The following is a 22926-nucleotide window of genomic DNA, read 5'->3' as shown; positions in this document are numbered from 1 at the left end:
CGGCCACCTCGCTACCGAAACGCCAGCTTGACCAATCTTGGTACGAAGATGCCCTTGGGAGGGCCGTTCCGGTCCAAGATCGCAACGAACGGCAGAGCCCCGGGCGGATTACCGCCCGGGGCTCTGTCGGGTCAGCTGCAGCCGCTGGTGGAGCCGCAGCCCTCGCAGACGTAGCAGCTTCCGGCCGGGCGCATCTTCGTACCGCAGGTGAAGCAGAGCGGTGCGTCGGCGGCCTTGCCGATCACGGCCTCCAGCAGCTCGGTGCTGGAACCGACCGACGGTGCCGGCTTGGCCGCGGCGACGTCGGCGAGTTCCTGGGCCGGCTGGGCGACCGGGCCGGCCTTCGGCTCCTCCGGCTTGGCCTCCACCGGAGCGGAGGCGGCCATCGCGGTCAGGTCGGTGCCGTTCGCCTCGGCCTCGGCCTCGGCGGCGAGCTGGGCGGCCCGCTCCTTGGCGGTGAAGATGCCCAGCTCGGCGCGGCGCTCGTAGGGCAGGAAGTCCAGCGCCAGGCGACGGAAGATGTAGTCCATCACCGAGGCGGCCATCCGCACGTCCGGGTCGTCGGTCATGCCGGCCGGCTCGAAGCGCATGTTCGTGAACTTGCTGACGAACGTCTCCAGCGGCACGCCGTACTGCAAGCCGATGGAGATGGCCACCGAGAAGGCGTCCATCACCCCGGCCAGCGTGGAACCCTGCTTCGACATCTTGAGGAAGACCTCGCCGAGACCGTCGTCCGGGTACGACGAGGCGGTGAGGTAGCCCTCGGCCCCGCCCACGGAGAAGGAGATGGTCTCCGACGGGCGCTTCTTCGGCAGCCGCTTGCGCACCGGGCGGTACTCGACGACCTTCTCCACCACCGGCTCGACGGCGGTGGTGGTCGCCTCCGGCTCGGCGGCCTTCTTCTTGGCCGCCGACAGCGGCTGGCCGACCTTGCAGTTGTCCCGGTAGATGGCCAGCGCCTTGAGGCCGAGCTTCCAGCCCTCGAAGTAGATCTTCTCGACATCCTCGACGGTGGCCTGCTCCGGCATGTTCACCGTCTTGGAGATGGCACCGGAGATGAACGGCTGGACCGCCGCCATCATCCGCACGTGCCCCATCGGCGCGATGGACCGCTCGCCCATGGCGCAGTCGAAGACCGGGTAGTGCTCCGGCTTGAGGCCGGGGGCGTCCACCACGTGCCCCTGGTCGGCGATGTGCTCGACGATCGCCTCGACCTGCTCCTCCGGGTACCCGAGGGAGCGCAGGGCGCGCGGCACGGTCTGGTTGACGATCTGCATCGACCCGCCGCCGACCAGCTTCTTGAACTTGACCAGCGCCAGGTCCGGCTCCACACCGGTGGTGTCGCAGTCCATCATCAAGCCGATGGTGCCGGTCGGAGCGAGCACGCTGGCCTGGGAGTTGCGCCAGCCGTTCTTGTCGCCGATCTTGTTGCCCTGGGTCCACTGCTTGGTGGCCTCGCGGACCAGGGCGGTGGCCACCGTGCCGGACGGCTTGATCTCGTCGTTGGCCGCGGCGTGCTTGCGCATCACCCGCTTGTGCGGCTCCGCGTTGCGGGCGTAGCCGTCGTACGCGCCGACGATGCCGGCCAGCTCGGCCGAGCGGCGGTACGCCGTGCCGGTCATCAGCGAGGTGATCGCGGCCGACAGCGAGCGGCCCTGGTCCGAGTCGTACGGCAGGCCAGAGGCCATCAGCAGGGCGCCCAGGTTGGCGTAGCCGATGCCGAGCTGCCGGTACGCCCGGGTGGTCTCGCCGATCTTCTCGGTCGGGAAGTCGGCGAAGCAGATCGAGATGTCCATCGCGGTGATGACCAGCTCGACGCTCCTGACGAACTTCTCCACCTCGAAGCCGCCGTCGGCGCGGAGGAACTTCATCAGGTTCAGCGAGGCCAGGTTGCACGAGGAGTTGTCCAGGTGCAGGTACTCCGAGCACGGGTTCGACGCGGTGATCCGGCCGGTCTCCGGGCAGGTGTGCCAGTCGTTGATGGTGTCGTCGTACTGCAGGCCCGGGTCGGCGCACTCCCAGGCGGCCTGGGAGATGGTGCGGAACAGGTTCTTGGCGTCGATGGTGTCGATGGTCTGCCCGTCGAGCCGGCCGCGCAGGTCGAAGCCGCCGCCGTTCTCCACCGCCGACATGAACTCGTCGGAGACCCGGACCGAGTTGTTGGCGTTCTGGTACTGCACGCTGACGATGTCGGAACCACCCAGGTCCATGTCGAACCCGGCGTCGCGCAGCGCGCGGATCTTGTCTTCCTCGCGCGCCTTGGTGACCACGAACTCCTCGATGTCCGGGTGGTCGACGTCGAGGATGACCATCTTGGCCGCGCGCCGGGTGGCGCCACCGGACTTGATGGTGCCGGCGCTGGCATCGGCACCGCGCATGAAGCTGACCGGACCGGAGGCGGTGCCGCCGGAGGAGAGCAGTTCCCGGGAGGAACGGATCCGGGACAGGTTGACCCCGGAGCCGGAGCCGCCCTTGAAGATCAGCCCTTCCTCTTTGTACCAATCCAGGATGGAATCCATCGAATCATCCACAGATAGGATGAAACAGGCTGATACCTGCTGGGGTGAGGGGGTGCCGACGTTGAACCAGACCGGGGAGTTGAAGCTGAACACCTGGTGCAGCAGCATCCAGGTCAGCTCGTGCGCGAAGACCTCGGCGTCGGCCGGGGAGGCGAAGTAGCCGTACTCCTCACCGGCGGTGCGGTACGTGGTGACCACCCGGTCGATCAGCTGCTTGAGCGACCACTCGCGTTCCGGGGTCCCCACCGCGCCCCGGAAGTACTTGGTGGTCACGATGTTGGCCGCGTTGACGCTCCAACTCTGTGGGTACTCCACGCCCCGCTGCTCGAAGTTGATCGAGCCGTCCCGCCAGTTCGTCATCACGACGTCGCGGCGTTCCCAGGTGACCTCGTCGTACGGGTGCACTCCCGGCGTCGTCCAGACCCGCTCGACCTTGAGCCCCGCGCCTGCCTTGCTTCGTGACCTGCTTGTCGTCACACCGTCCCCCGGCATCTCATCCGCCCCCTCGTCCGCGCGGGCCCGCCGCGCGATCCGACTGTCACTGGTACTGCTTGAAAATCACTGCGCGCTGGCCGGCTCGGCACCGGCAGCCTCGCGGGCACGCGCGGCGGCCCGTAGCGTGTCGATCTCCCGCTCGAAGTCGGCGAGCGAGTCGAACGACCGGTAGACGCTGGCGAACCGCAGGTAGGCGACCTCGTCCAGGTCCCGCAGCGGTCCCAGGATGGCCAGCCCCACCTCGTGGCTGGGGATCTCGGCGGCCCCCTTGGCCCGGACGGTCTCCTCGACCCGCTGCGCCAGCAGCGCGATCGAGTCCTCGTCGACCGGCCGGCCCTGGCACGCCTTGCGCACCCCGCCGATGATCTTCGTCCGGCTGAACGGCTCGGTCACGCCGCTGCGCTTGACCACGGCGAGCACCGCCTCCTCGACGGTGGTGAACCGCTTGCCGCACTCGGGGCAGGACCGCCGCCGCCGGATCAGCTGGCCGTCGTCGGCCTCGCGCGAGTCGACCACCCGGGAGTCGGCGTGCCGGCAGTACGGACACCGCATCGCCCGACCTCCTTGATCGACCACAGGTCCGCCCGCCGCTCTCCGGGCACGCCTCGGTAAGCCGGAGCCATCCCCGCAGGATGGCCACCAGCTCGGCGGTACGGGAGTGCGGTCGGTAGTCGAACCCAACCTGTAGGCAACTTACGCCCATGTGACTACTACATCTAGGGGTCGACGGTAGGCCGCTGGCGATCCGGGGTCAAGTTGGTCGGCGTGTCCGGCGCGTCACCCCGAAACCCCACCAGCACCTTCCGTTTTCCACAACCGGAGAACCAACGGCCCGCCGCCCGCGCCGGTTACCACCCGGCCCGGCGCGAGCGTCGACAATTCCCAACCACTCGAACACTCGTACTATTTATCAGTAAGGGCGGGGTGTCGCGCTGATTTCCGGATCGACACGCGGCCGAAGGTCGTACAGATGTTTGAAAAAGACCGATCTCACCTATACGGTCATGAACAACCGGAGGTGACCATGGTCGACCCGCCGGCCAGCAGACCACCGCGCGCACCACGAGCCGCCGAGGCACCCAGCGCCGACCAGGGAGGACGGACGTGACCGAGGACCGGGCCAACCGGCCACAGAGCCCGCAGCAGAGCATCGAGGCGGGCCTCCCGGCCGCCCGACGCCGGAGTGTCACCCGCGCCCGCTCCGGTCAGCCGGCCGTGCGTCCGGTGACCCCGGTGGTCAGCAGCTTCCCCGACCCGGCGACCGTCGACCTCACCGCGCGGCAGCGTCGCATCCTGGACTTCATCCGCACCTGGGTCGAGCGCCACGGCTACCCGCCGAGCGTGCGTGAGATCGGCGAGGCGGTCGGGCTGGTTTCCCCGTCGAGCGTCGCCTACCAGCTCAAGGAGCTGGAGAAGAAGGGCTTCCTCCGGCGCGATCCGAACCGGCCCCGGGCCGTTGACGTCCGCTCCCCGAACGACGTCGACGACGAGCTGAGCCGGTCCCAGCGCCCCACGCCGGCCTACGTCCCGATGCTCGGTCGCATCGCCGCCGGTGGTCCGATCCTCGCCGAGCAGTCGATGGAGGACGTCTTCCCGCTGCCGCGCGAGCTGGTCGGCGAGGGCGAGGTCTTCATGCTCCAGGTCAAGGGTGACTCGATGCTCGACGCGGCGATCTGCGACGGTGACTGGGTGGTCGTCCGGCAGCAGCCGACCGCGGATTCGGGCGAGATCGTCGCCGCCATGCTCGACGGCGAGGCGACCGTGAAGACCTACCGTCTGCGGGACGGTCACGTCTGGCTGATGCCGCAGAATCCGGCCTTCGACCCGATCCCCGGCGACGACGCCACCATCATGGGCCGGGTGGTCGCGGTGCTGCGCCGCATCTGACTCGGCGGCCGGTGACACCGGGTACCCGCCGGCTACCCGGTCGTCACAGTCGTCACGTCAGTACCGGTCACCCCGGTAGCCGTAGTGGCCGCCGCGCACCTGACCGTACGGTTCGCCGTCGTCCTCCCGGTAACGGCCGGAGCGTCGCCCCCGGTAGTCGGGTTCGGCCGGGCCGCCACGTCTGGGTGGCTCCGCGCGCCCTCCGGCGCCGGGCTGTCCACCGCCACGGGCACCGCCGCCGCCGTAGACGCCACCGCCCGGGCGTCCACCGCCGCCGGACGGTCGACCGCTGCCCGGCCGCCCGCCGTAGACGGGAGCACCCTCACCGCCGGGCCGGCCGCCACCGCCGCCGTAGACGCCTCCACCGCCCTGCCCCGGGCGAGCACCGTTGCCGGCGGCCGGTCGGCCATTACCGCCGCCGTAGACGCCGCCCGGGCGTGCGCCACCAGCGGGCCGCTCGCCGACCGGCGAGCCGCCGTAGACGCCACCGGACTGCGCCCCGCCGTACACCCCGCCCCGACCCCGGTCCTGGGCCGGGCCGAATCCGTCGCCCTTCATGTCGCTGTCGCCGTCGCGGTTTCGGCCGGCCGGTGCCGGGCGCTTGCGGGCGCGCAGGATGCCGAAGATGCCCGCGCCGACCAGCAGCGCGCCGAGCACGCCGACCGCGGCGATCAGGTACATGATGTCGGTCGGGGTCAGCCCGTCGAGGAACGACTGGCCGGACTTCTGCGCCGCGTCGGGATCGTTCGCCAGGCCTTTCGGCCCCTCGGTGGAGGGGGTGTAGCTGAGGATGTTGACGGGGTCGTCGTCCTCCAGGTGGCCGGCGTCGGAGACGGTCAGGAACGTCTTGCCGTCGGTCGAGTAGGAGATCGCCTCGCCGAACGGGTCGGCCAGCGCGGTTACCCGGGGAGTGGTCGTGGTGAGGGCGGTGACGATGTCGCCGTTGGCGACGTCGTACTCGAAGGCGTCGGCGTAGGTGCGCAGGACCACCCGTGAGCCGTCCAGGGAGCGCGCCGCACCGGTGATCGCGACGCGACCGAAGGTGCTCAGCGGGTTCTCGGTGTCCGTCCTCGGCAGTTCGAGGTCGCCGAGCTTCTTCATCGGCACGGGCTCGGTGTCACCGGTCTTGAGCGGCCCGTCCGGGGTGAAGATCTCGGCCTTGCCGGCGGTGACCTTGGTAATGATCAACGGCAGCTTGTCGTCGCCGATCAGCAGCGCCTCGGCATCGCGCGGCTTGCCGTCCGGGTACGACAGCCGGTGCAGCTTCGGCTGGCTGCCACCGCCGATCGGCATGCTCCAGACCGCCACCCGCTCGCGACGCTCGCGGCTGGTCACGTTGTCGCCGGTGTCGGCGATCCACAACGTCTTGCCGTCCGGTGCGACCGCGAGATCCTCGGTGTCGAACGGCCCCGCCCCCGAGTAGGGAACTTCGCGGACGACCTGGCAGTCCTTGTTGAGGTAGAAGACCCGCTTGCGGTTGTCCTGCTGGGTGCTGTCGTTGACGACGATGTAGCCGTTCTTGGTCGCCATCAGGCCGGACAGCTCGCGCAGCCGCGAGTCGGTGACCGAGCACTGCTTCTTGCCCGCCGCGGTGACCGGCGACCCCACCACGGCGGCCGGAGGGGCCGCCACCAGGGGAGACGCTGCCTTGGCGGGGGTCGAGCCGGGCGCGGTGAGCGCGGCACCGGTGACCGCCACGGTGGCCCCGACCAGGCCGAGGGCAACCGTGACGGAGGAAACAGTGCGGAGCATGAAAGAAGTGTCGCATGCCGCAGGTTTCCGTCGGGTGACGCGGCGGCCCGGCCACCGCAGCCGGTCACGGCGCGATACGGGCCGCCTGCGCCGTGTCATGGTACGGGGTCAGTTCGGCCGCGAGTGCCTCGTTGACCCGTACGTGCAGCATCGTCCCTTCCGGCAGGTGGGCGGTGCTGAGCACCTCGCCCTGTCGGTGCAGCCGGGCCACCAGGTCGCCCCGGTCGTACGGCAGCACCACGCGCACCTCGACCGCCGGGCGGGGCAGCCGCCGCTCGATCGTCTCGCGGAGGGCGTCGATGCCCCGGCCGCTGTGTGCGGAGACGAAGACCGCCTCGGGCCAGAGCCGCTTGAGCCGCAGCAGGGTCTCCTCGTCGGCCGCGTCGGTCTTGTTGACCACCAGCAGCTCCGGCAACCTGTCGGCGCCGACCTCGCCGAGCACCTCGCGGACGGCCCGGACCTGCTCCTCCGGGTCGGGGTGGGCGCCGTCGACCACGTGCACGACCAGATCCGCCTCGGCGACCTCCTCCAGCGTCGACCGGAACGCCTCGACGATCTGGTGCGGCAGGTGCCGGACGAAACCGACGGTGTCGCTGAGGGTGTAGACCCGCCCGTCGGACGTGGTGGACCGGCGGGTGGTCGGGTCGAGCGTGGCGAACAGCGCGTCCTCCACCAGCACCCCCGCCCCGGTCAGGCGGTTCAGCAGGCTGGACTTGCCGGCGTTGGTGTAGCCGGCGATCGCCACCGCGGGCACCGCGTTGCGGGTACGGCGGGCGCGCTTGGTCTCGCGCACCGTCCGCATGGCCTTGATCTCCCGGCGTAGCCGGGCGATGCGGTGGCGGATGCGCCGCCGGTCGGTCTCCAGCTTGGTCTCACCCGGGCCACGGACGCCGACGCCACCGCCGGCACCGCCACCCCGGCCCGACCCACCGGTCTGCCGGGATAGCGTCTCGCCCCAGCCGCGCAGCCGAGGCAGGAGGTATTCCAGCTGGGCCAGCTCGACCTGCGCCCGCCCCTCCTTGCTCTTGGCGTGCTGGGCGAAGATGTCGAGGATCAGCGCGGTGCGGTCGACCACCTTGACCTTGGTGCGCTGCTCCAGGTTGCGCAGTTGGGACGGGGACAGCTCCCCGTCACAGATCACCGTGTCGGCACCGGCGGACAGCACCACCGAACTGAGGTCGTCGACCTTGCCCCGGCCGATGTAGGTCGCCGGGTCGGGGCGGTTGCGTCGCTGGATGAGCCCTTCGAGCACCTGCGAGCCGGCGGTTTCGGCAAGCGCGGCCAGCTCGGTGAGGGAGTTTTCCGCGTCGACCTGGTTGCCCTCGGTCCAGACGCCGACCAGCACCACCCGCTCCAGCCGGAGCTGCCGGTATTCGACCTCGGTGACGTCGGTCAGCTCGGTGGAGAGACCGGGGACCCGCCGCAGCGCCTGCCGTTCGGAGAGCTCGTATTCGCCGGTGGTGGTGTCGAGCTCGTCGTCGGGGATGGAAACGTAGGTCTCCTGGTCTCGCAAGCGATCTCTCCTGTCCGTTCTGTGCACGTACCAAGCAATCCTGACATGTGTCAACGCCTGGTGCACCTGGTATATGCCCACCTTCGGATCAGCCGAAGCGGGGGTGGATGCCGGCCGCCCGGGGCGGGCGAGTAGAAATGCGGACGAGCCGTTCAGCGCCGACGGAGGGACCTGCGTGGCCACGACCCGACTGCCCAGTGCCGGATTCTCGATCACGATCCGGATCGCCGTGCCCGCCGACGCCTCCTCGATCGGCCGGCTCACCACGTCGGTTGGTGAGGCCGGGGCGATCGTCACCGCGCTGGACGTGGTCGATTCCGATCCGACGAACGTGATCGTCGACCTGACCTGCGACACCGCCGACTCCGGTCACGCCGACCAAGTGGTCGACGCGCTCAGCGCGCTCGACGGCGTGGACGTACGCAAGGTTTCCGACCGCACCTTCCTGCTGCACCTCGGCGGGAAGATCGAGGTGAGTCCGAAGGTCGCGCTGCGGAACCGGGACGAGCTGTCGCGGGCGTACACCCCGGGGGTGGCCCGGGTCTGCCAGGCAATCGCCGAAAACCCGGCCGACGCCCGGCGACTGACCATCAAGCGCAACACGGTGGCGGTGGTCAGCGACGGCTCGGCCGTGCTGGGACTGGGCAACCTCGGTCCCGCCGCGTCGCTGCCGGTGATGGAGGGCAAGGCGGCACTGTTCAAGCGCTTCGGTGGGGTGGATGCCTGGCCGGTGGTGCTGGACACGCAGGACACCGACGAGATCGTCACCATCGTCAAGGCGATCGCACCGGCGTACGGCGGGATCAACCTGGAGGACATCGCGGCCCCGCGTTGCTTCGAGATCGAGGCCCGGTTGCGTGCGGCGCTGGACATCCCGGTCTTCCACGACGATCAGCACGGCACCGCCATCTGCGTGCTGGCCGCACTCACCAACGCGCTGCGCGTCGTGGGCAAGCAGCTCGCGGACGTGCGGGTGGTGGTCTCGGGGGCCGGCGCGGCGGGCACCGCGATCATGAAGCTGCTGCTGCGTCAGGGCGTCGGTGACATCATCGCGTACGACCGGCAGGGCGCCCTGCACCGTGGCCAGGCCGACCTCAACCCGGCCTGGCGGTGGCTGGCCGAGAACACCAACCGGGACGGCTACTCGGGCGACCTGCCCGGTGCGCTGGCCGGTGCCGACGTCTTCATCGGGGTGAGTGCCCCGAACCTGCTCACCGGCGACGACATCGCCACCATGGCGAAGGACGCGATCGTGTTCGCGCTGGCGAACCCGGACCCGGAGGTCGACCCTCGGGAGGCGCGCAAGCACGCCGCGGTCGTCGCCACCGGCCGTTCCGACCAGCCGAACCAGATCAACAACGTGCTCGCCTTCCCCGGCGTCTTCCGGGGCATGCTCGACGCGCACGCCGAGGAGTTCACCGAGGAGATGGCAATCGCCGCCGCCCGGGCCATCGCGGACGTGGTCGGTGAGGACAAGATCAACCCGACGGTCATCGTGCCCAGCGTCTTCGACTCCCGGGTCGCTCCGGCCGTCGCCGCAGCCGTCCGCGCCGCCGCCCAGAACCCGACCACCACCCCTCCCCCCGCCGCCGACCCCGGCCCGGCCGACCTCCCCGAAATCGCCGCCTCCGCCTCCGCCACGCCCTGACACACGGGAACCCAACCCCGGCTCAGCGGGTCGGGAGGGTAAGGGTGCCGGTGGCGACGAGGAGGGCGGGGCCGGAGAGCCAGCTGGAGTCGGGGGTGACGGTCACGGTCAGGCGGCCGCCGGGGACGTCGACGGCGACCGTTCCGGTTTGCCGGTCGACGTCGCGGAGGGCCACGGCGGCGACGGCGCAGGCACCGGTGCCGCAGGAGAGCGTCTCGGCGGAGCCGCGCTCGTGGACGCGCATCAGCACGTGTGCGTCGACGCCGGGGACCGGTCCACCGGCGGTGGTGAACTCGACGTTCACCCCGTTGGGGAAGACCGCCGGGTCGACGTCGGGAGCGCGGGTCAGGTCCAGCCCGGCCAGGTCCAGCCCGGCGGGTAGCGGGCAGACCAGGTGGGGATTGCCCACGTCCACCGCCGTGCCGGGCAGGGTCAGCCCGCCCAGGGCGGCGGCGGAGGCGTCGTACAGCCGGGGTCGTCGCATCTCGACGGCGATCGCCTCGCCGTCGACCCGCGCCCGCACGACGCCGGCCCGGGTGGCCACCGGCAGCGCGTCGCCGGCCGGTGCGGCCAGCCCGGTCTCCAGCAGGTACCGGACGAAGACCCGGGCACCGTTGCCGCACATCTCGGCGAAGGAGCCGTCGGAGTTCCAGTAGTCCATGAACCACTCGGCCTCGCCGGCCAGGGCGGCGCCGTCGGCGTGCTTGGCGGCGCGGACCACCCGCAGCACCCCGTCCCCGCCGAGGCCACGACGCCGGTCGCAGATCGCCGCCACCAGCTCGGGCGTCAGGTCGAGCGCGCCGTCCGGGTCGGGCAGGATGACGAAGTCGTTGCCGGTGCCGTGTCCCTTGGTGAACTCCACGACTCCATCATCGCGCAGTCCCACCGACGATCCGCAGCGCGTCCCCGACCAGCTCCGGGGCGGCCGAGTCGAGCCAGTGCACCCGGGAATCGCGCCGGAACCAGGAGCGCTGACGGCGGACGAAGCGACGGGTGGCCCGGACCGTCTCGTCGTACGCCTCGGTCTCGGTCAGCTCGCCGGCCAGGAAACGCAGCACCTGCTGGTAGCCGAGGGCCCGGCTCGCGGTGCGCCCGTGCGGCAGGCCGTGCTCGACAAGTCGCCGGGTCTCGGCGACCAGGCCGTCGGCCCACATCCGGTCGACCCGCAGCGCGATCCGCTCGTCGAGCCGGGCGGTGTCCAGGTCCACCCCGATCTGCACCGCCGGGTAGTAGGGCGTCGGCTCGGGCAGCGCCGCGGTGAACGGCCCGCCGGTCAGCTCGATCACCTCCAGCGCCCGTACGATGCGCCGGCCGTTGCCGGGCAGGATGCCGGCCGCCGCGACCGGGTCGGCCTCGCGCAGCCGCGCGTACAGCGGCGCCGGCCCGAGCGCGGCCAGTTCGCCTTCCAGGCGCTCGCGCAGCGCGGGGTCGGTGCCGGGGAATTCGAACTGTTCGAGCACCGCCCGCACGTATAGCCCGGACCCACCGACCAGCAGCGGTACCCGGCCCCGGGCGAGCACGTCGTCGACCGCCGCCCGGGCCAGCCGCTGGTACTCCGCCACGCTGGCCGGCTCGGTGACCTCCCAGATGTCGAGCAGGTGATGCGGCACGCCGTCGCGTTCGGCCACGGTGAGCTTGGCCGTGCCGATGTCCATGCCCTGGTAGAGCTGCATCGAGTCGGCGTTGACCACCTCACCGTCGAGTGCGTGCGCCAACGCGATGCTCAACGCCGACTTGCCGGCGGCCGTCGGCCCGACGACCGCGACCACGGTGCCCGGGGTGCTCACGGCCGCTCCCAGTTCGCCACGAGGTAGCCCACCCCGTAGGGCGCCGCGTGGTAGCGCAGCTCGCCGCGCCAGTCGCCGCCCGCCGCCCGCGCCGCACCGGCGAGCACCTGCCAGGGTGCCCGTCCCGCGACCCTGAGCTGCGCCGACAGGCCGGGGTCGAGGCCGAGCAGGGCGTCGCCGTCCGCCTCGGCCAGGGCCCGGGCGACCGTCTCGTCGTACGCCTCGGCGCGCGGATCGGCGTAGCCGGGCGCCTTCTCGCACCGGCAGGCCGAACCGTCCCCCATCACCAGCAGCGCCCACGGCTGGTGCGAATCGAGCCGGGCACCGAGGTCGGCGCAGGTCTGGACCTGTTCGTCGGCCCCGACGGTGGTCAGTCGCCAGTTGACGCCGTCGGTCGCCGCCGCCGGCCGCCGACCCAGCAGCCAAACGCCGACCAGCAGGCTGAGTGGGAGCTGCCCGGTACCCGCCAAACCGTCGGGATGGTTGCCGAGGCGTACCTCGGTCGGCACCCCCCACGGCGCGAAGCTGCCCCGGAACGGTGCGTCGACATCGGTGCTGCGGTCGCCGGCCCCGACCACCACGACTGTCCGCGCTCCCGAGTCGAGCAGCCGCGCGACGGCGGTGTCACAGGCGGTGCGCAGGTCGTCCAGCTCGGACGCGGCGGCACCGGCGATCTCGGGGACGAGCAGCGGCGGGTGGGGGCAGACGGCGGCGGCGACCAGTGGCACCAGGCAACCGTAGCGGCCCGGTTTCGGTCGGGTGCCGCGTGCCACCCGGGAGGGGCGACACGCCTTACGGTCGACAGCGGCACGCCGGTCGGATGGCGCAGACAGGCCATAGGACACCGTATGGTCACGGTCGGCGATAGGCGCTCGACGCGGACCGGGGCGCACCTGTGACAATGCCCGGAGAAACTTGGCTGCGCCGTGGCGGCGCCCGGGAGGCTGCTCCCTGGTGCCGGGAGAACGAGGATGGGCACATGAGCGACTGGACTGCCTTCGGACGGGTGGACGCGGACGGCACCGTTTACGTCAAGACCGCCGAGGGCGAGCGGGTGGTCGGATCCTGGCAGGCGGGAGCACCGGAGGAAGGGCTGGCACACTTCGCCCGCCGCTTCGCCGACCTGGTGACCGAGGTGGATCTGACCGAGGCACGGCTCAACTCCGGTGCGGCGGACGCTAACCACTCGCTCGCCACCATCCGGCGGATCCGTGGCTCCCTCGCCGAGGCCCACGTCGTCGGCGACATCGATGCCCTGGCAGCCCGGCTCGACAAGCTCGCCACCGTGGCCGAGGAGAAGGCCGGCGAGGCCCGGGCCGCCAAGGAGGCCGCCCGCGTCGAGGCCCTCGCCCGCAAGACCGCCCTGGTGGAGGAGGCCGAGAAGCTGGCGGCCGAGTCGACCGGCTGGAAGACCGCCGGTGACCGGCTCAAGGAGATCCTCGACGAGTGGAAGACCATCCGGGGGGTCGACAAGAAGACCGACGGTGAGCTGTGGAAGCGGTTCGCCGCTGCGCGGGACGCCTTCACCCGCCGCCGGGGTGCTCACTTCGCCTCCCTGGACGCGCAGCGCAAGCAGGCGCAGACGGTCAAGGAGGAGCTGGTGGCCGAGGCCGAGAAGGTCGCCGAGTCGACCGACTGGGCGGTGACGGCAAACCACCTGAAGAACCTGATGACCCAGTGGAAGGCCGCGCCGCGCGCGTCGAAGGAAGCCGAGCAGAAGCTCTGGGAACGATTCCGCGCCGCCCAGGACGCCTTCTTCAGCCGGCGTAGTGAGGTCTTCTCCGCCCGCGACAACGAGCAGCGCGCCAACCTGGAGCGCAAGCAGGCGCTGCTCGCCGAGGCCGAGGCGCTCGACGTGGACGGTGACCCGAAGGGCGCCCAGGCCAAGCTGCGGGAGATCCAGGCGCAGTGGCACGAGGCCGGTCGGGTGCCGCGCGAGGCGGCCGCCGGGTTGGAGCGCCGGTTGCGCGCGGTCGACGAGAAGGTCCGTGAGGTGATGGACTCCGCCTGGCGGCGCACCAGCCGGGAGGACAACCCGCTGCTGGCCCAGATGCGTGCGCAGGTCGCGGAGGCGGAGGAGCGGCTGTCCCGGGCGCAGGCTGCCGGCGACACCCGGCGGATCAAGGAGGCCGAGCAGGCGCTCGCCTCGAAGCGTCAGTTCCTCCAGTTGGCCGAGCAGGCCGGCTGAGCCGTACGTCCGATGCCCTCGGCTACCCCACACGGGGGCCGGGGGCATCGTCGTTTCCGCAGGCCCCGGCGATGTTAGCGTACGACATTTACATCGACGTCGATCTGTGATTATCTGGGGAAAGCGCTTGCCCTCCCCAGGGGCGAGGCACGGGAGCCATTCCGACCAGTTCATCCCACGGCAGGGCGCATCCTGCGACCGCCACGGCATCGCTGCCGCCGGGCACGGCAGCCTCCACCGCCGGGGCGCACCCCCTGCCGACCGCACCGGATGACGCATCCGGGCGTCCACCACGGCCCACCACCCCCGCAGCCGCCGTGGCCGCCCACGTCACGGACCGGAGCGGGCCGGTGCTGACCGCCGGTTCCCCTGGTGCGCCGAAGCGTCATCCGATCCGTCCCAGATAACGAGGATGAGGAGAACCACCGTGCTTGCAGACGTCAAGCCTCGCCTGACGCGACGGTTGGCGGTGCTGGCCGCAACGGCCGTCGCGCTGCCCGCCGCCGCCGTCGCGGTGACCATCACTCCGGCCGCCGCGGCGACCGTCGACACCGGCGCCTACTACGTGTTCGTCAACCGTCACAGCGGCAAGGCCATGGATCTGTGGAACTGGTCCACCGCCGACGGCGGCGAGATCCGGCAGTTCAGCCGCCTCGACGGCAACAACCAGCAGTTCCAGTTCGTCGACGTGGGCAGCGGCTACTACCAGCTGCGCAACCGGCACTCCGGCAAGGTCGTCACCGTCCCCAACTCCAACGACGGGGTGCAGGTCACCCAGGTCACCGCGAGCAGCGACACCAAGCAGCACTGGCGGCTCGCGGATTCCGCCAACGGCGACGTACGGTTCGTCAACCGGCACAGCAACAAGGTCCTCGACCTGTGGGGATGGTCCACCGCCGACGGGGCGATGATCTCCCAGTACGCCGACCTGGACGGCGCCAACCAGCGGTGGCAGCTGGTGCGACTGAGCGGCGGCACCAATCCCACTCCCCCGCCCAACCCCGGCCCGCAGACCGGGCTGGTCGGCTGGGCCACCCAGAACGGCGGCACCACCGGCGGCGGCAACGCCGGCACCACCACCGTCACCAGCGCCTCGGCGTTGACCAGCGCGCTCAACTCCAGCAGCGCTGCGGTGATCCGCGTCTCCGGCACCATCAACTGCTCGGGGATGCTGCGGGTCCGCTCCAACAAGACCATCCTCGGCAACTCCGGTGCCACGATCGCCGGCTGCGGCTTCAACATCAACGGCGACCGTAACGTCATCATCCGGAATCTGACCTTCCGGAACTGGGACGACGACGCGATAAACGTGCAGGAGTCCGCCACCAACATCTGGATCGACCACAACAGCTTCACCGCCGGCTACGACGGCGCGGTCGACATCAAGCGCGGCTCCGACTTCATCACCGTGTCGTGGAACCGCGTCTACGGCCACGACAAGTCGATGCTGCTCGGGCACAGCGACGACAACGCCAGCCAGGACGCCGGCCATCTGCGGGTGTCGTACCACCACAACTGGTTCGACGGCAGCAACCAGCGGCACCCCCGGGTCCGCTTCGGCAACCCGGTGCACGTTTACAACAACTACTACAGCAACGTGCGCGGCTACGGTGTGGCGTCCACGATGAACGCCGGCGTGCTGGTCGAGGGCAACTACTTCGAGAACACCCCCGACCCGTACCACCTGGGCGAGGGCAGCTCCGGCCCGGGCTCCCTGGTGGCCCGCAACAACCACTTCGTCAACTCGGGCGGCGGCCAGACCGGTGGCAGCGTCGCCGGCATCCCGTACTCGTACACCCTGGACACCCCGAGCAACGTCAAGTCGATCGTGACGGGCGGCGCGGGCGCCGGTCGGATCTCGGTCTGACCCGCAGGGTCAGGGCCTGTGTCGAAGTCCTCGGTCGAGGCGGCGTCCAGCCAGGCGTCGCGCGCCCGCCCGCCCGCAGGCCGGCTGCCGACTTCGACACAGGCCGCCCAGGGCTGCGTGACGCGGCCACAGCCGGGTCCCGGCGGATGTGTGTGGTGGCTCCTTTGCTCTGCTTCACTCCACGCAATGGTTTCGCCGGCTCACCGTTGCGTGGGTTGAAGCAGAGCAAAGGACGCCAGGTGGTGGGTGGTGGGTGGTGGCTCGGCGGGGACACGCTGCCGGAGAGCAGCACTCGGCCTGCGAGTCGCGCGGGTCAGGGTTGACGGGTCAGGCCGACGATGGTGGCCAGGCGCGCGACGTCGGCAGCTGCGGGTCCGCGTTGGATGACCTGGGCGAGGAGGGTACGCGCGGCCGGGCGGCTGCGGACTTCGGCGGGGGCGATGCGGTCGGCGTGCAGCAGGGTTTGCCCAGCCTGGGCGGGGTCGCCGGTGTCGAGGTAGGCGCGGGCGGCGTCGACGAGGTGGGCGGCACGGTGTTCGGGAGGTAGCCGTCGCCAGCCGTCGCTGCGGATCGCGTGCACGTGGCGGTGAATGGCCTCGCTAGTGTCGCCGAGGTGGTGGGCGGCGAGGAAGCGGGCCACCCGGACAGCGGCGGGTCCGAAGCCGGTGTGGTGCGGGTCGGTGTGGTACGGGTCGGTGTCGCTGGCATGCCGGTCGGCGAGGGCGGCGGCGTGGTCGAGCAGGTCGCGGGCGTTGCGGCGGTCGCCGCTGCCGGCGGCGGCGAGTCCAGCCTGGAGGTACAGGGTTGCGCGTACGGCAGGGTCGTCTGCGGTGTCCGTCGCGGTGAGGGCGGCGGTTAGCGCGAGGTGGTGGTGGCCGAGGGCGCGCAGGGCCTGCGCGACGGCGATCGTGGCAGTGCCGGTGCCTGTGGGACCGTCGGCGGCGGTGACGGCCCGGTCGGCGGTGAGCCAGGCGAGGTGGGGGTGGTCGAGTTTGATCAGTACGGCGGCGGTGATCCGGTAGGTGGATGCCAGCAGGCTCCGGGTGCCGTGGGTGGCGTCGAGCAGGGTAGGTAGGGCGTCGAGGAGTTGCGGGTAGCGGGCGTGCTGGTAGGCCATCCAGGCGTACGCGACCTGCCGGCTGGCCTGCTGTGCCGTGACGGTGCGTTGGGGTCGGTCGTGGTAGCGGGTCAGAGCGGCGCGGACGGCGTCGATGCCGTCGAGGCTGGGTGCGGTGGGTGGTGGTTGGCGGGGGCCGAGGAGCAGGTCCGGGTCGAGACGCAGCACGTCGGCGATCTCCCGGAAGACCGAGTAGCGGTCGAGCCGGCGTACGCCACGCTCGATCTTGTCGACCCAGCTTTTCGACTTGCCGAGCCGGTCGGCGAACGCCTGCTGGCTCATCCCCCGGCGGGCCCGCAGCTCGGCGACCCGCCGCCCGATGGGTACGGAGTGTGGTCACGCCGGTGGGGACGGTTCATCGGTCCCCCTGCACCGGCATGGCATGAGTGGACGCCCCGCAGCGCGGACACCACCGCGACTTCACCCGAAACGCGAACAGCCCGGCCAGGAACCCCAGCAGCACTCCACTGAGCACCATCATCACCACCGCAGATCCCTTCGGGGTTCTGGCAAGCCCTCACACCGGAGCGTCTTGGTCGAATGACCAAGGGCTTTCTCCTGTCTTCACTCAAAGTTATCGCACTAACTTACTTCAGTGAAGGATTTGAGCGCACGAACTATGCTCAGGTCACGATGGTGCCCTCGTTGCTACGGCCCTGGGAGCATGGTCGACTTGACGCGAACACCTGCACCCAGCCGGAAAGGCTGTCGATGACCGACAAGGAACCGCCGAACTACCAGCGCGTCGTGGACGACCTGCGCTCGCGGATCCTCTCTGGTGAACTGGCACCGGGTGACAAGCTCCCCACCGAGAAGGTGCTACAACAGCGCTGGGGCTACTCCACCACGATCGTCAAGCACGCCCTCACCCTGCTGCGCAGCGAAGGGCTCATCGAGGGTCGACGCGGCTCCGGCAACTACGTACGCGACCGGAGTCAGCTCGTGCGTCGCGCCCACTCCCGAGACATGCGCAAGCGCCTCGGCAGCACATCGCCATTCGGGCGAGACAGCGAAGCAGCCGGGCGCCAACCGAGCTGGGAGTCGGAAAGCGAGAAGATCCCCGCGACGCCGCACATCGCGGAACGACTCGGAATCCGACCAGGCGACACCGTGATGCACACCAGGTACCGATACCTCGCGGACGGCAATCCCATCCAGCTGGCCGACTCGTACGAGCCGATCGCCGTCACCGGCGGCACCCAGGTCGAGTACCCCGAGCAGGGGCCGATCATCGGCGTCGTCGCCCGGATGGATTTCATCGGCGTGAACATCGACCGGTTCATCGAAGAGGTCACCACCCGGCCGGCAACGCCTGCGGAGATCACAGCCCTCGACCTCGACAAGCGCGGCGGCCGGTGGGTAATCGCGATCGAACGCACCTACTACGCCGGGCCGACCGGAGTCGAGACCGCCGACATCGTCTTCCCCGGCGACCGCTACCGCCTCGTCTACGAGATACCCATCGACCCCTGGTCACCGGACGAGGAGACCGACTTGCCCTGACACACAAGGTCGCCGTTCGTCGATCCGCACCACCTGAGCGCCGCAGGTGTTTCAGCCTTGGCCGGGGCTCGGATCAGTTCGCTGAGCGGCTGCTCGCTCTTGGCGTAGTCGTTCGAGCATGGCGGCGTCGACTGCGAGGTCCGGGTGGCCCACTTGGCGGTCGAGTTCGACGACCACTTCGAGTTCGCCGATCGCCTCGCCGAGACGCCCTTCGCCACGATGGATCATCGCAATGTTGTATCTGGTGACAGCTTCGCCGGCACGGTCACCCACTCCCCGCGCGATGGGTAGCGCCTGCTCGTAGAAGGTCAGCGCCCGCCGCCGATCCCCAAGCCCGGCATACACAAGACCGATGTTGCTCAGAGTGACAGCCTCACCAGCACGATCACCCACCTCACGCAGAATGGGTAGCGCCTGCTCGTAGAAGGTCAGCGCCCGCCGCCGATCCCCAAGCCCGGCATACACGCCGCCAATGTTGTTCAGGGTGGCAGCCTCACCAGCACGATCACCCACCTCACGCAGAATGGGTAGCGCCTGCTCGTAGAAGGTCAGCGCCCGCCGTCCATCCTCAAGCCCGGCATACAGGCGACCGATGTTGTTCAGGGTGGCAGCCTCACCAGCACGATCACCCACCTCACGCGCGATGGGTAACGACTGCTCGTAGAAGGCCAGAGCCTGCCGACGATCACCGAGCCCGTCGTACACAAGACCGATGTTGCTGAGGGTGGCGGATTCGTTACCGTGGTCATTGGCTGCGCGGTACAGGCGCAGGGCCTGCTCGAAGCTGTCCAGGGCGGGTCGGGGCCGCCCCGTGGCGGAGTAGGCCCACCCCAAGTGGTAGAAGGCGCGGGCGTCCGGGCCGAGGGTCAGGGTCGCGGTCGCGAGGGTCTCGACATCGGCGAACCGGGACGTGCGCAGCCAAACCCTCGCCACGCGGGTCCCGACATACCGGGCGATCACCGGCTCCCGGCCAGCCACCGCCAGCCGGTGCATCTCCACCCAGTGGGCGAGTGTGGTCATGACGTGGGCTCGGTCGTGGCGGGGTCGGTGATCCAGAGTTTGTAGAGGGATCGGGCGGCGGCGGCGCAGGCTTGGGTGTATTCGTCGTCGGTGAGCAGGGGGCGGATGAGGGGGCGTAGGACGTTGGAGACGTAGTAGCGGGGTTGGCGGGTTTCCGGGTCGGTGCCTTCTTCCATCAGGCCGAGTTGGACGGCACGTGCGATGTGATCGGTGGCGTCGGGGTGGTCGTGGACGGCCCGGACGGTCTCGGCGGGGACGGGCAGCTCGACGACGTTGACCTTGGCGAGCATCTTCCGTAGCTCGGCGGGTTGGGAGGCCAAGAGGTTCTTGGCGAGGATGGTTTCCCGGCGGAACCGGTCGACTTCGGCCTCGATGGCGGTGATGAGGCCGTCGATGTCGAGGTCGGGGGCGGCGACGATCCGGTCGAGCCAGTCGAGCAGGCGAGGGTTGCCGGCTGCGGCTTCGATGGCGCGTTGGCGTACGTCGGGGTCGATCGGGGAGCCGGGGCGCAGGTTGGACAGGCTCGCGAGCTTCTTGGCCTGCTCGATATCCGTGAGGGTTTCCAGTGACTCGATGATGATGCTGGTGCCGGCGGGTGTGGGGAAGCGGTAGCGGCTGGTGATGATGACCCGGCTGGGGCTGCCGGTGTCGCGGATGGCGGTCAGCAGGGCTGGGAGGATGTCGGCCATCTCCGGGGACAGCACATGCCCGCCGTCGCGTTCGTCGAGGTTGCCGTCCTCGAAGTCGTCGAACACGAACAGACAGGGAGTCTGCCCGAGAGGTCCGTCGACGTGCAGCAGGTGGCGCAGCCGGACCAGGAGGGGAGCCTCGGTGGTGTCGAGCAGCTTGGTCGCTTCGATCTGCTGCTCCATCGTCGGGAAGTCGATTTTGGTGGTGAGTTCCCGGAACTTGGGCAGGTCGACGCGGCCGTACCAGACGGCACGCTGGTGGGTGGGCATGCGTTCCAGCAGCCGGGAAGCCAGGCTGCTCTTACCAAGACCACCCATACCGGCCAGGACCAGGGCCTGCGCCGCGCCGTCGCCGCCGTGCGGTTGTTTGAGGGTACGCAGGCAGCGCTGGATGACCCGCCGTCGTCCGACGAACGCGGCGCGGGAAGCGACCCGGGACAGTTGGGTCTGCGGGTCCAGGAACTCCTGCTCGGCGGGGCGGGTCTGAATCCGGGCACGCCCCTTCTCGTGCAGGGGCGTGACCATAGGGGCGAGAGGAGACCTGTCGGCGTAGACGCGCAGCAGATGCCAGTTGCCGCGCTTGTTCGCGTAGAGCCGCTGGCGGGCCTCGACCACGGCCCGGTCGAGGGCCTGCCCGGCAGCCAGCGACCGGTAGAGTTCGGCGGCGAATTCGGTCGCGGAGACGTCACCGACCGGCAGCGCCCACCCCAACACGACCGGGGCTCCGGCGCGGACCAGGCTCTCACTCATCGACGGGAACGCGCCCGCGTCGGGGGCGCTGGCGGTCAGGCAGCCGGAGACGAAGACCAGGCGGGGCCAGCGACCGCCCAACGCCTGGGCGATCTGGTCAGCGGTGGCATGGGCGCGCCCACCGAACTCGTTCTCCACCAGGAAGAGGGGCTGGCCGTCCGCGCCGACGTTGGCGTGGCCACTCAGGTGCAGGACGTCGAAGTATCCCGCGCCGTGGTCGAGACTGACGAAGCGAAGACCTTCCAGGGTGCCGCTTTCCTCCACCACCAGTTCCGTTCCGGTGCGAGAGGTGGCGTCCAGGATGGCCGCTTCCTCCGCTTCGTAGCCGAGCACCGGCTCGACCCCCTCGGGGGACGTGGCCATGAACAGCACCCGCAACGGCCGGTTCGCCGGCTTGACCTGGTCCGTGAGCGCGGCGTTGGTGCCGATTGACCGCACCGGTAGCAGCGGCGCACTGGCGGAGGCGGTCAGATACGAGCCGGCTGGGGCGAGCAGTTCCCAGGGCAGGTGCCGCAACCGTTCCGCGGCGGTGATGCGCAACGTGATGCCGGGCGGACTGTCCAGGACCGGGGTCAGCCACCGCTCATCGCCGTCGAGAAAGGTGGCCAGTTTCGCGCCGAGATCTCGTAGCTGCGGCGCCCCGAACACCTGCTGCGCGACCGCGTGCTGGCTGTAGTCGCGTTCCACCATCCCGATCAGCCGGTCGACAGCCGCCCTGTCCAGGCCACGGGTCTTCGATGGGCCTCCACCGGTCGACAGGCGTAACTCCGCATAGTCGCAGGTCTGCTCGAAGACCTCCAACTCGTACGTGCGCAGCTCACCCATTCTGGTTCCCACCCTCAGCTTGCCGCGATTCGACCTGCTGGAACGCAATCTCCAGTTCGCCACTGCTGACATCGGACAGCGTGACCCGGGTGCCGTCGCTCAGCAGGATCGTGACGCTGACGCCCTGCGGGCGGCGGGACTGCCACCAGTCCCAGATCGTCTTGGCCGCACCGATCCCGCCGAACACCAACCCGATCACGGCGACCACCAGCTCGGCTGAACGCCGTACCTCAACCGGCGACACCTCATCACCAGGCCCGGCCTTCGCGGCCAAAGCGCCGCGCAGTTCCGCAGCCCAACGCGTGGCATCCGACCCCGACACCTCAAGAACGGCAGTTCCCACCGGCTACCCCTTCTGTTCTTGCTCAAGGTCACTGAGGAACGCCCGCATCTGGTCTAGATCCGGATGGCTCGTCTCCTCGGCCAGCGCCACCGCTCGACGCTGGAACTGGATGGCATCGTCCACTCGCTCCATCCGCAGCAACAGGTAGGCCATGTTGAAGCTCGCCAGGGCCTCCGACCCGCGGTCACCGATCGAGCGGAGGACCTGGACCGCGTCGACGAGCGCGGCCCCCGCCCCAACGAGATCACCCTCCTGGAATCGGATTCCACCGATGTTGCTGAGGGTGGTGGCTTCGCCGGCCCGGTCGCCCACATCCCGCCGGATGAATAGGGCTCGCTGATAGTAAGTAAGGGCCTGCTGCCGGTCGCCGAGCGCGTGGTAGACGGCGCCGATGTTGTTGAGGGTGGCAGCTTCGCTGGTACGGTCGTCCGCCTCCTGGAGGGTGGGTAGGGCCTGCTGGTGGTAGGTGAGGGCCTGCTGCCAGTCGCCGAGCGCGTGGTACACGGCGCCGATGTTGGTGAGGGTGGCAGCTTCGTTGGCACGGTCGCCCACCTCCTGGAGGGTGGGTAGGGCCTGCTGGTAGTAGGTGAGGGCCTGCTGCCAGTCGCCGAGCCCGTCGTACACACTGCCGATGTTGGTGAGGGTGACGGCTTCACCGGCGCGGTCGTCCGCCTCACGGTAAAGGTGCAGGGCCCGCTCGTAGCTGTCCAGCGCACGCCGAGCTCGTCCGGTGGCGAATTGGGCCCACCCCAGGTGATAGAAGGCACCAGCGTCCGGGCCGAGGGTCAGGGTGGCGGTCGCGAGGGCATCGGCATCCACGAACCGGGACGTCCGCAGCCACACCCTCGCCACCCGAGCCCCGACGTACCGGGCGATCACCGGCTCCCGACCCGCCACCGCCAGCCGGTGCACCTCCGCCCACTGCGCCACCGTGGCAGCCGACCGTGAGCGAGTCAAAAGATCCTCCACACCGGTCAGCACGATACGGCCGGCACCGATCCGGCAAATCACAACGACCATGAT

At 70.1% G+C, this 22926-nt stretch carries 17 protein-coding genes; 5 read left to right on the top strand and 12 right to left on the bottom strand.

Features of this window, described 5'->3' with window-relative positions; genetic code table 11:
* Positions 1 to 131 precede the first annotated feature (131 nt).
* Positions 132 to 3011, bottom strand: a complete 2880-nt coding sequence (locus tag KBX00_RS20085; protein WP_210829197.1) for a vitamin B12-dependent ribonucleotide reductase — start codon at positions 3009 to 3011, stop codon at positions 132 to 134.
* A 66-nt stretch (positions 3012 to 3077) separates the two neighbouring features.
* On the bottom strand, positions 3078 to 3566 hold the full coding sequence (gene nrdR, locus KBX00_RS20080; RefSeq protein ID WP_210829196.1) for a transcriptional regulator NrdR: 489 nt from the start codon (positions 3564 to 3566) through the stop codon (positions 3078 to 3080).
* 552 nt (positions 3567 to 4118) lie between these two features.
* Between nrdR and lexA the strand changes: the two genes are divergently transcribed.
* Complete coding sequence (lexA, locus tag KBX00_RS20075) at positions 4119 to 4901, top strand: transcriptional repressor LexA (RefSeq protein WP_210829195.1); 783 nt, start codon at positions 4119 to 4121, stop codon at positions 4899 to 4901.
* A gap of 57 nt (positions 4902 to 4958) precedes the next feature.
* On the opposite strand, the gene KBX00_RS20070 is transcribed toward lexA, so the two are convergent.
* Both KBX00_RS20070 and hflX read right to left on the bottom strand, forming a co-directional pair.
* Positions 4959 to 6653, bottom strand: coding sequence for a hypothetical protein (locus KBX00_RS20070; protein WP_210829194.1), 1695 nt, complete (start codon positions 6651 to 6653; stop codon positions 4959 to 4961).
* A 64-nt stretch (positions 6654 to 6717) separates the two neighbouring features.
* Complete coding sequence (hflX, locus tag KBX00_RS20065; protein ID WP_210829193.1) at positions 6718 to 8166, bottom strand: GTPase HflX; 1449 nt, start codon at positions 8164 to 8166, stop codon at positions 6718 to 6720.
* A gap of 175 nt (positions 8167 to 8341) precedes the next feature.
* Here hflX and KBX00_RS20060 point away from each other — a divergent pair, with 175 nt between their 5' ends.
* Positions 8342 to 9814, top strand: a complete 1473-nt coding sequence (locus KBX00_RS20060; RefSeq protein WP_210829190.1) for an NAD-dependent malic enzyme — start codon at positions 8342 to 8344, stop codon at positions 9812 to 9814.
* A 22-nt stretch (positions 9815 to 9836) separates the two neighbouring features.
* On the opposite strand, the gene dapF is transcribed toward KBX00_RS20060, so the two are convergent.
* Genes dapF through KBX00_RS20045 form a run of 3 tightly spaced genes read right to left on the bottom strand, consistent with a single transcriptional unit; the run spans position 9837 to position 12329 of the window.
* Complete coding sequence (dapF, locus tag KBX00_RS20055; RefSeq protein ID WP_210829189.1) at positions 9837 to 10676, bottom strand: diaminopimelate epimerase; 840 nt, start codon at positions 10674 to 10676, stop codon at positions 9837 to 9839.
* Between the two features lie 7 nt (positions 10677 to 10683).
* The gene (gene miaA / locus KBX00_RS20050; protein WP_374225336.1) at positions 10684 to 11715 is read right to left on the bottom strand and encodes a tRNA (adenosine(37)-N6)-dimethylallyltransferase MiaA; all 1032 of its coding nucleotides are present in this window, start codon (positions 11713 to 11715) and stop codon (positions 10684 to 10686) included.
* Positions 11598 to 12329, bottom strand: coding sequence for a class III extradiol dioxygenase subunit B-like domain-containing protein (locus KBX00_RS20045; RefSeq protein ID WP_210829186.1), 732 nt, complete (start codon positions 12327 to 12329; stop codon positions 11598 to 11600). Before KBX00_RS20045 ends, miaA begins: the two co-directional genes overlap by 118 nt.
* A gap of 251 nt (positions 12330 to 12580) precedes the next feature.
* On the opposite strand from KBX00_RS20045, the gene KBX00_RS20040 reads away from it, so the two are divergent.
* Together KBX00_RS20040 and KBX00_RS20035 are read left to right on the top strand one after the other, a co-directional pair.
* The gene (locus KBX00_RS20040) at positions 12581 to 13789 is read left to right on the top strand and encodes a DUF349 domain-containing protein (RefSeq protein WP_210829185.1); all 1209 of its coding nucleotides are present in this window, start codon (positions 12581 to 12583) and stop codon (positions 13787 to 13789) included.
* A 427-nt stretch (positions 13790 to 14216) separates the two neighbouring features.
* Positions 14217 to 15656 (top strand): RICIN domain-containing protein, encoded by a 1440-nt coding sequence (locus KBX00_RS20035; RefSeq protein ID WP_210829184.1) that lies wholly within the window; start codon positions 14217 to 14219, stop codon positions 15654 to 15656.
* Between the two features lie 313 nt (positions 15657 to 15969).
* On the opposite strand, the gene KBX00_RS20030 is transcribed toward KBX00_RS20035, so the two are convergent.
* Positions 15970 to 17094 (bottom strand): helix-turn-helix domain-containing protein, encoded by a 1125-nt coding sequence (locus tag KBX00_RS20030; protein WP_307868960.1) that lies wholly within the window; start codon positions 17092 to 17094, stop codon positions 15970 to 15972.
* Between the two features lie 219 nt (positions 17095 to 17313).
* On the opposite strand from KBX00_RS20030, the gene KBX00_RS20025 reads away from it, so the two are divergent.
* Positions 17314 to 18276, top strand: a complete 963-nt coding sequence (locus KBX00_RS20025) for a GntR family transcriptional regulator (RefSeq protein WP_210829182.1) — start codon at positions 17314 to 17316, stop codon at positions 18274 to 18276.
* A 51-nt stretch (positions 18277 to 18327) separates the two neighbouring features.
* On the opposite strand, the gene KBX00_RS20020 is transcribed toward KBX00_RS20025, so the two are convergent.
* Genes KBX00_RS20020 through KBX00_RS20005 form a run of 4 tightly spaced genes read right to left on the bottom strand, consistent with a single transcriptional unit; the run spans position 18328 to position 22923 of the window.
* A complete protein-coding gene (locus KBX00_RS20020; protein ID WP_210829181.1) occupies positions 18328 to 19296 on the bottom strand; it encodes a tetratricopeptide repeat protein in 969 nt (322 codons plus the stop codon).
* Complete coding sequence (locus tag KBX00_RS20015) at positions 19293 to 21572, bottom strand: CHAT domain-containing protein (RefSeq protein ID WP_307868944.1); 2280 nt, start codon at positions 21570 to 21572, stop codon at positions 19293 to 19295. The genes KBX00_RS20020 and KBX00_RS20015 overlap by 4 nt, the downstream gene beginning before the upstream one ends.
* Positions 21553 to 21903, bottom strand: a complete 351-nt coding sequence (locus tag KBX00_RS20010; protein WP_210829180.1) for a hypothetical protein — start codon at positions 21901 to 21903, stop codon at positions 21553 to 21555. The genes KBX00_RS20015 and KBX00_RS20010 overlap by 20 nt, the downstream gene beginning before the upstream one ends.
* A 3-nt stretch (positions 21904 to 21906) precedes the next feature.
* Complete coding sequence (locus KBX00_RS20005; RefSeq protein WP_210829178.1) at positions 21907 to 22923, bottom strand: tetratricopeptide repeat protein; 1017 nt, start codon at positions 22921 to 22923, stop codon at positions 21907 to 21909.
* Positions 22924 to 22926 lie beyond the last annotated feature (3 nt).

Source organism: Micromonospora sp. C95 (assembly GCF_018070465.1).
In the GTDB taxonomy this organism is placed as follows: domain Bacteria; phylum Actinomycetota; class Actinomycetes; order Mycobacteriales; family Micromonosporaceae; genus Micromonospora.
This window is presented reverse-complemented; position numbering and strand designations above follow the sequence as displayed.

Excerpts from the sequence above, each read along its gene's own strand:
- KBX00_RS20005 (WP_210829178.1), bottom strand. The coding sequence starts at position 22,923 with ATGGTCGTTGTGATTTGCCGGATCGGTGCCGGCCGTATCGTGCTGACC.
- KBX00_RS20020 (WP_210829181.1), bottom strand. The coding sequence starts at position 19,296 with ATGACCACACTCGCCCACTGGGTGGAGATGCACCGGCTGGCGGTGGCT.
- KBX00_RS20085 (WP_210829197.1), bottom strand. The coding sequence starts at position 3,011 with ATGCCGGGGGACGGTGTGACGACAAGCAGGTCACGAAGCAAGGCAGGC.
- KBX00_RS20040 (WP_210829185.1), top strand. The coding sequence starts at position 12,581 with ATGAGCGACTGGACTGCCTTCGGACGGGTGGACGCGGACGGCACCGTT.
- nrdR (WP_210829196.1), bottom strand. The coding sequence starts at position 3,566 with ATGCGGTGTCCGTACTGCCGGCACGCCGACTCCCGGGTGGTCGACTCG.
- KBX00_RS20025 (WP_210829182.1), top strand. The coding sequence starts at position 17,314 with ATGACCAAGGGCTTTCTCCTGTCTTCACTCAAAGTTATCGCACTAACT.
- KBX00_RS20070 (WP_210829194.1), bottom strand. The coding sequence starts at position 6,653 with ATGCTCCGCACTGTTTCCTCCGTCACGGTTGCCCTCGGCCTGGTCGGG.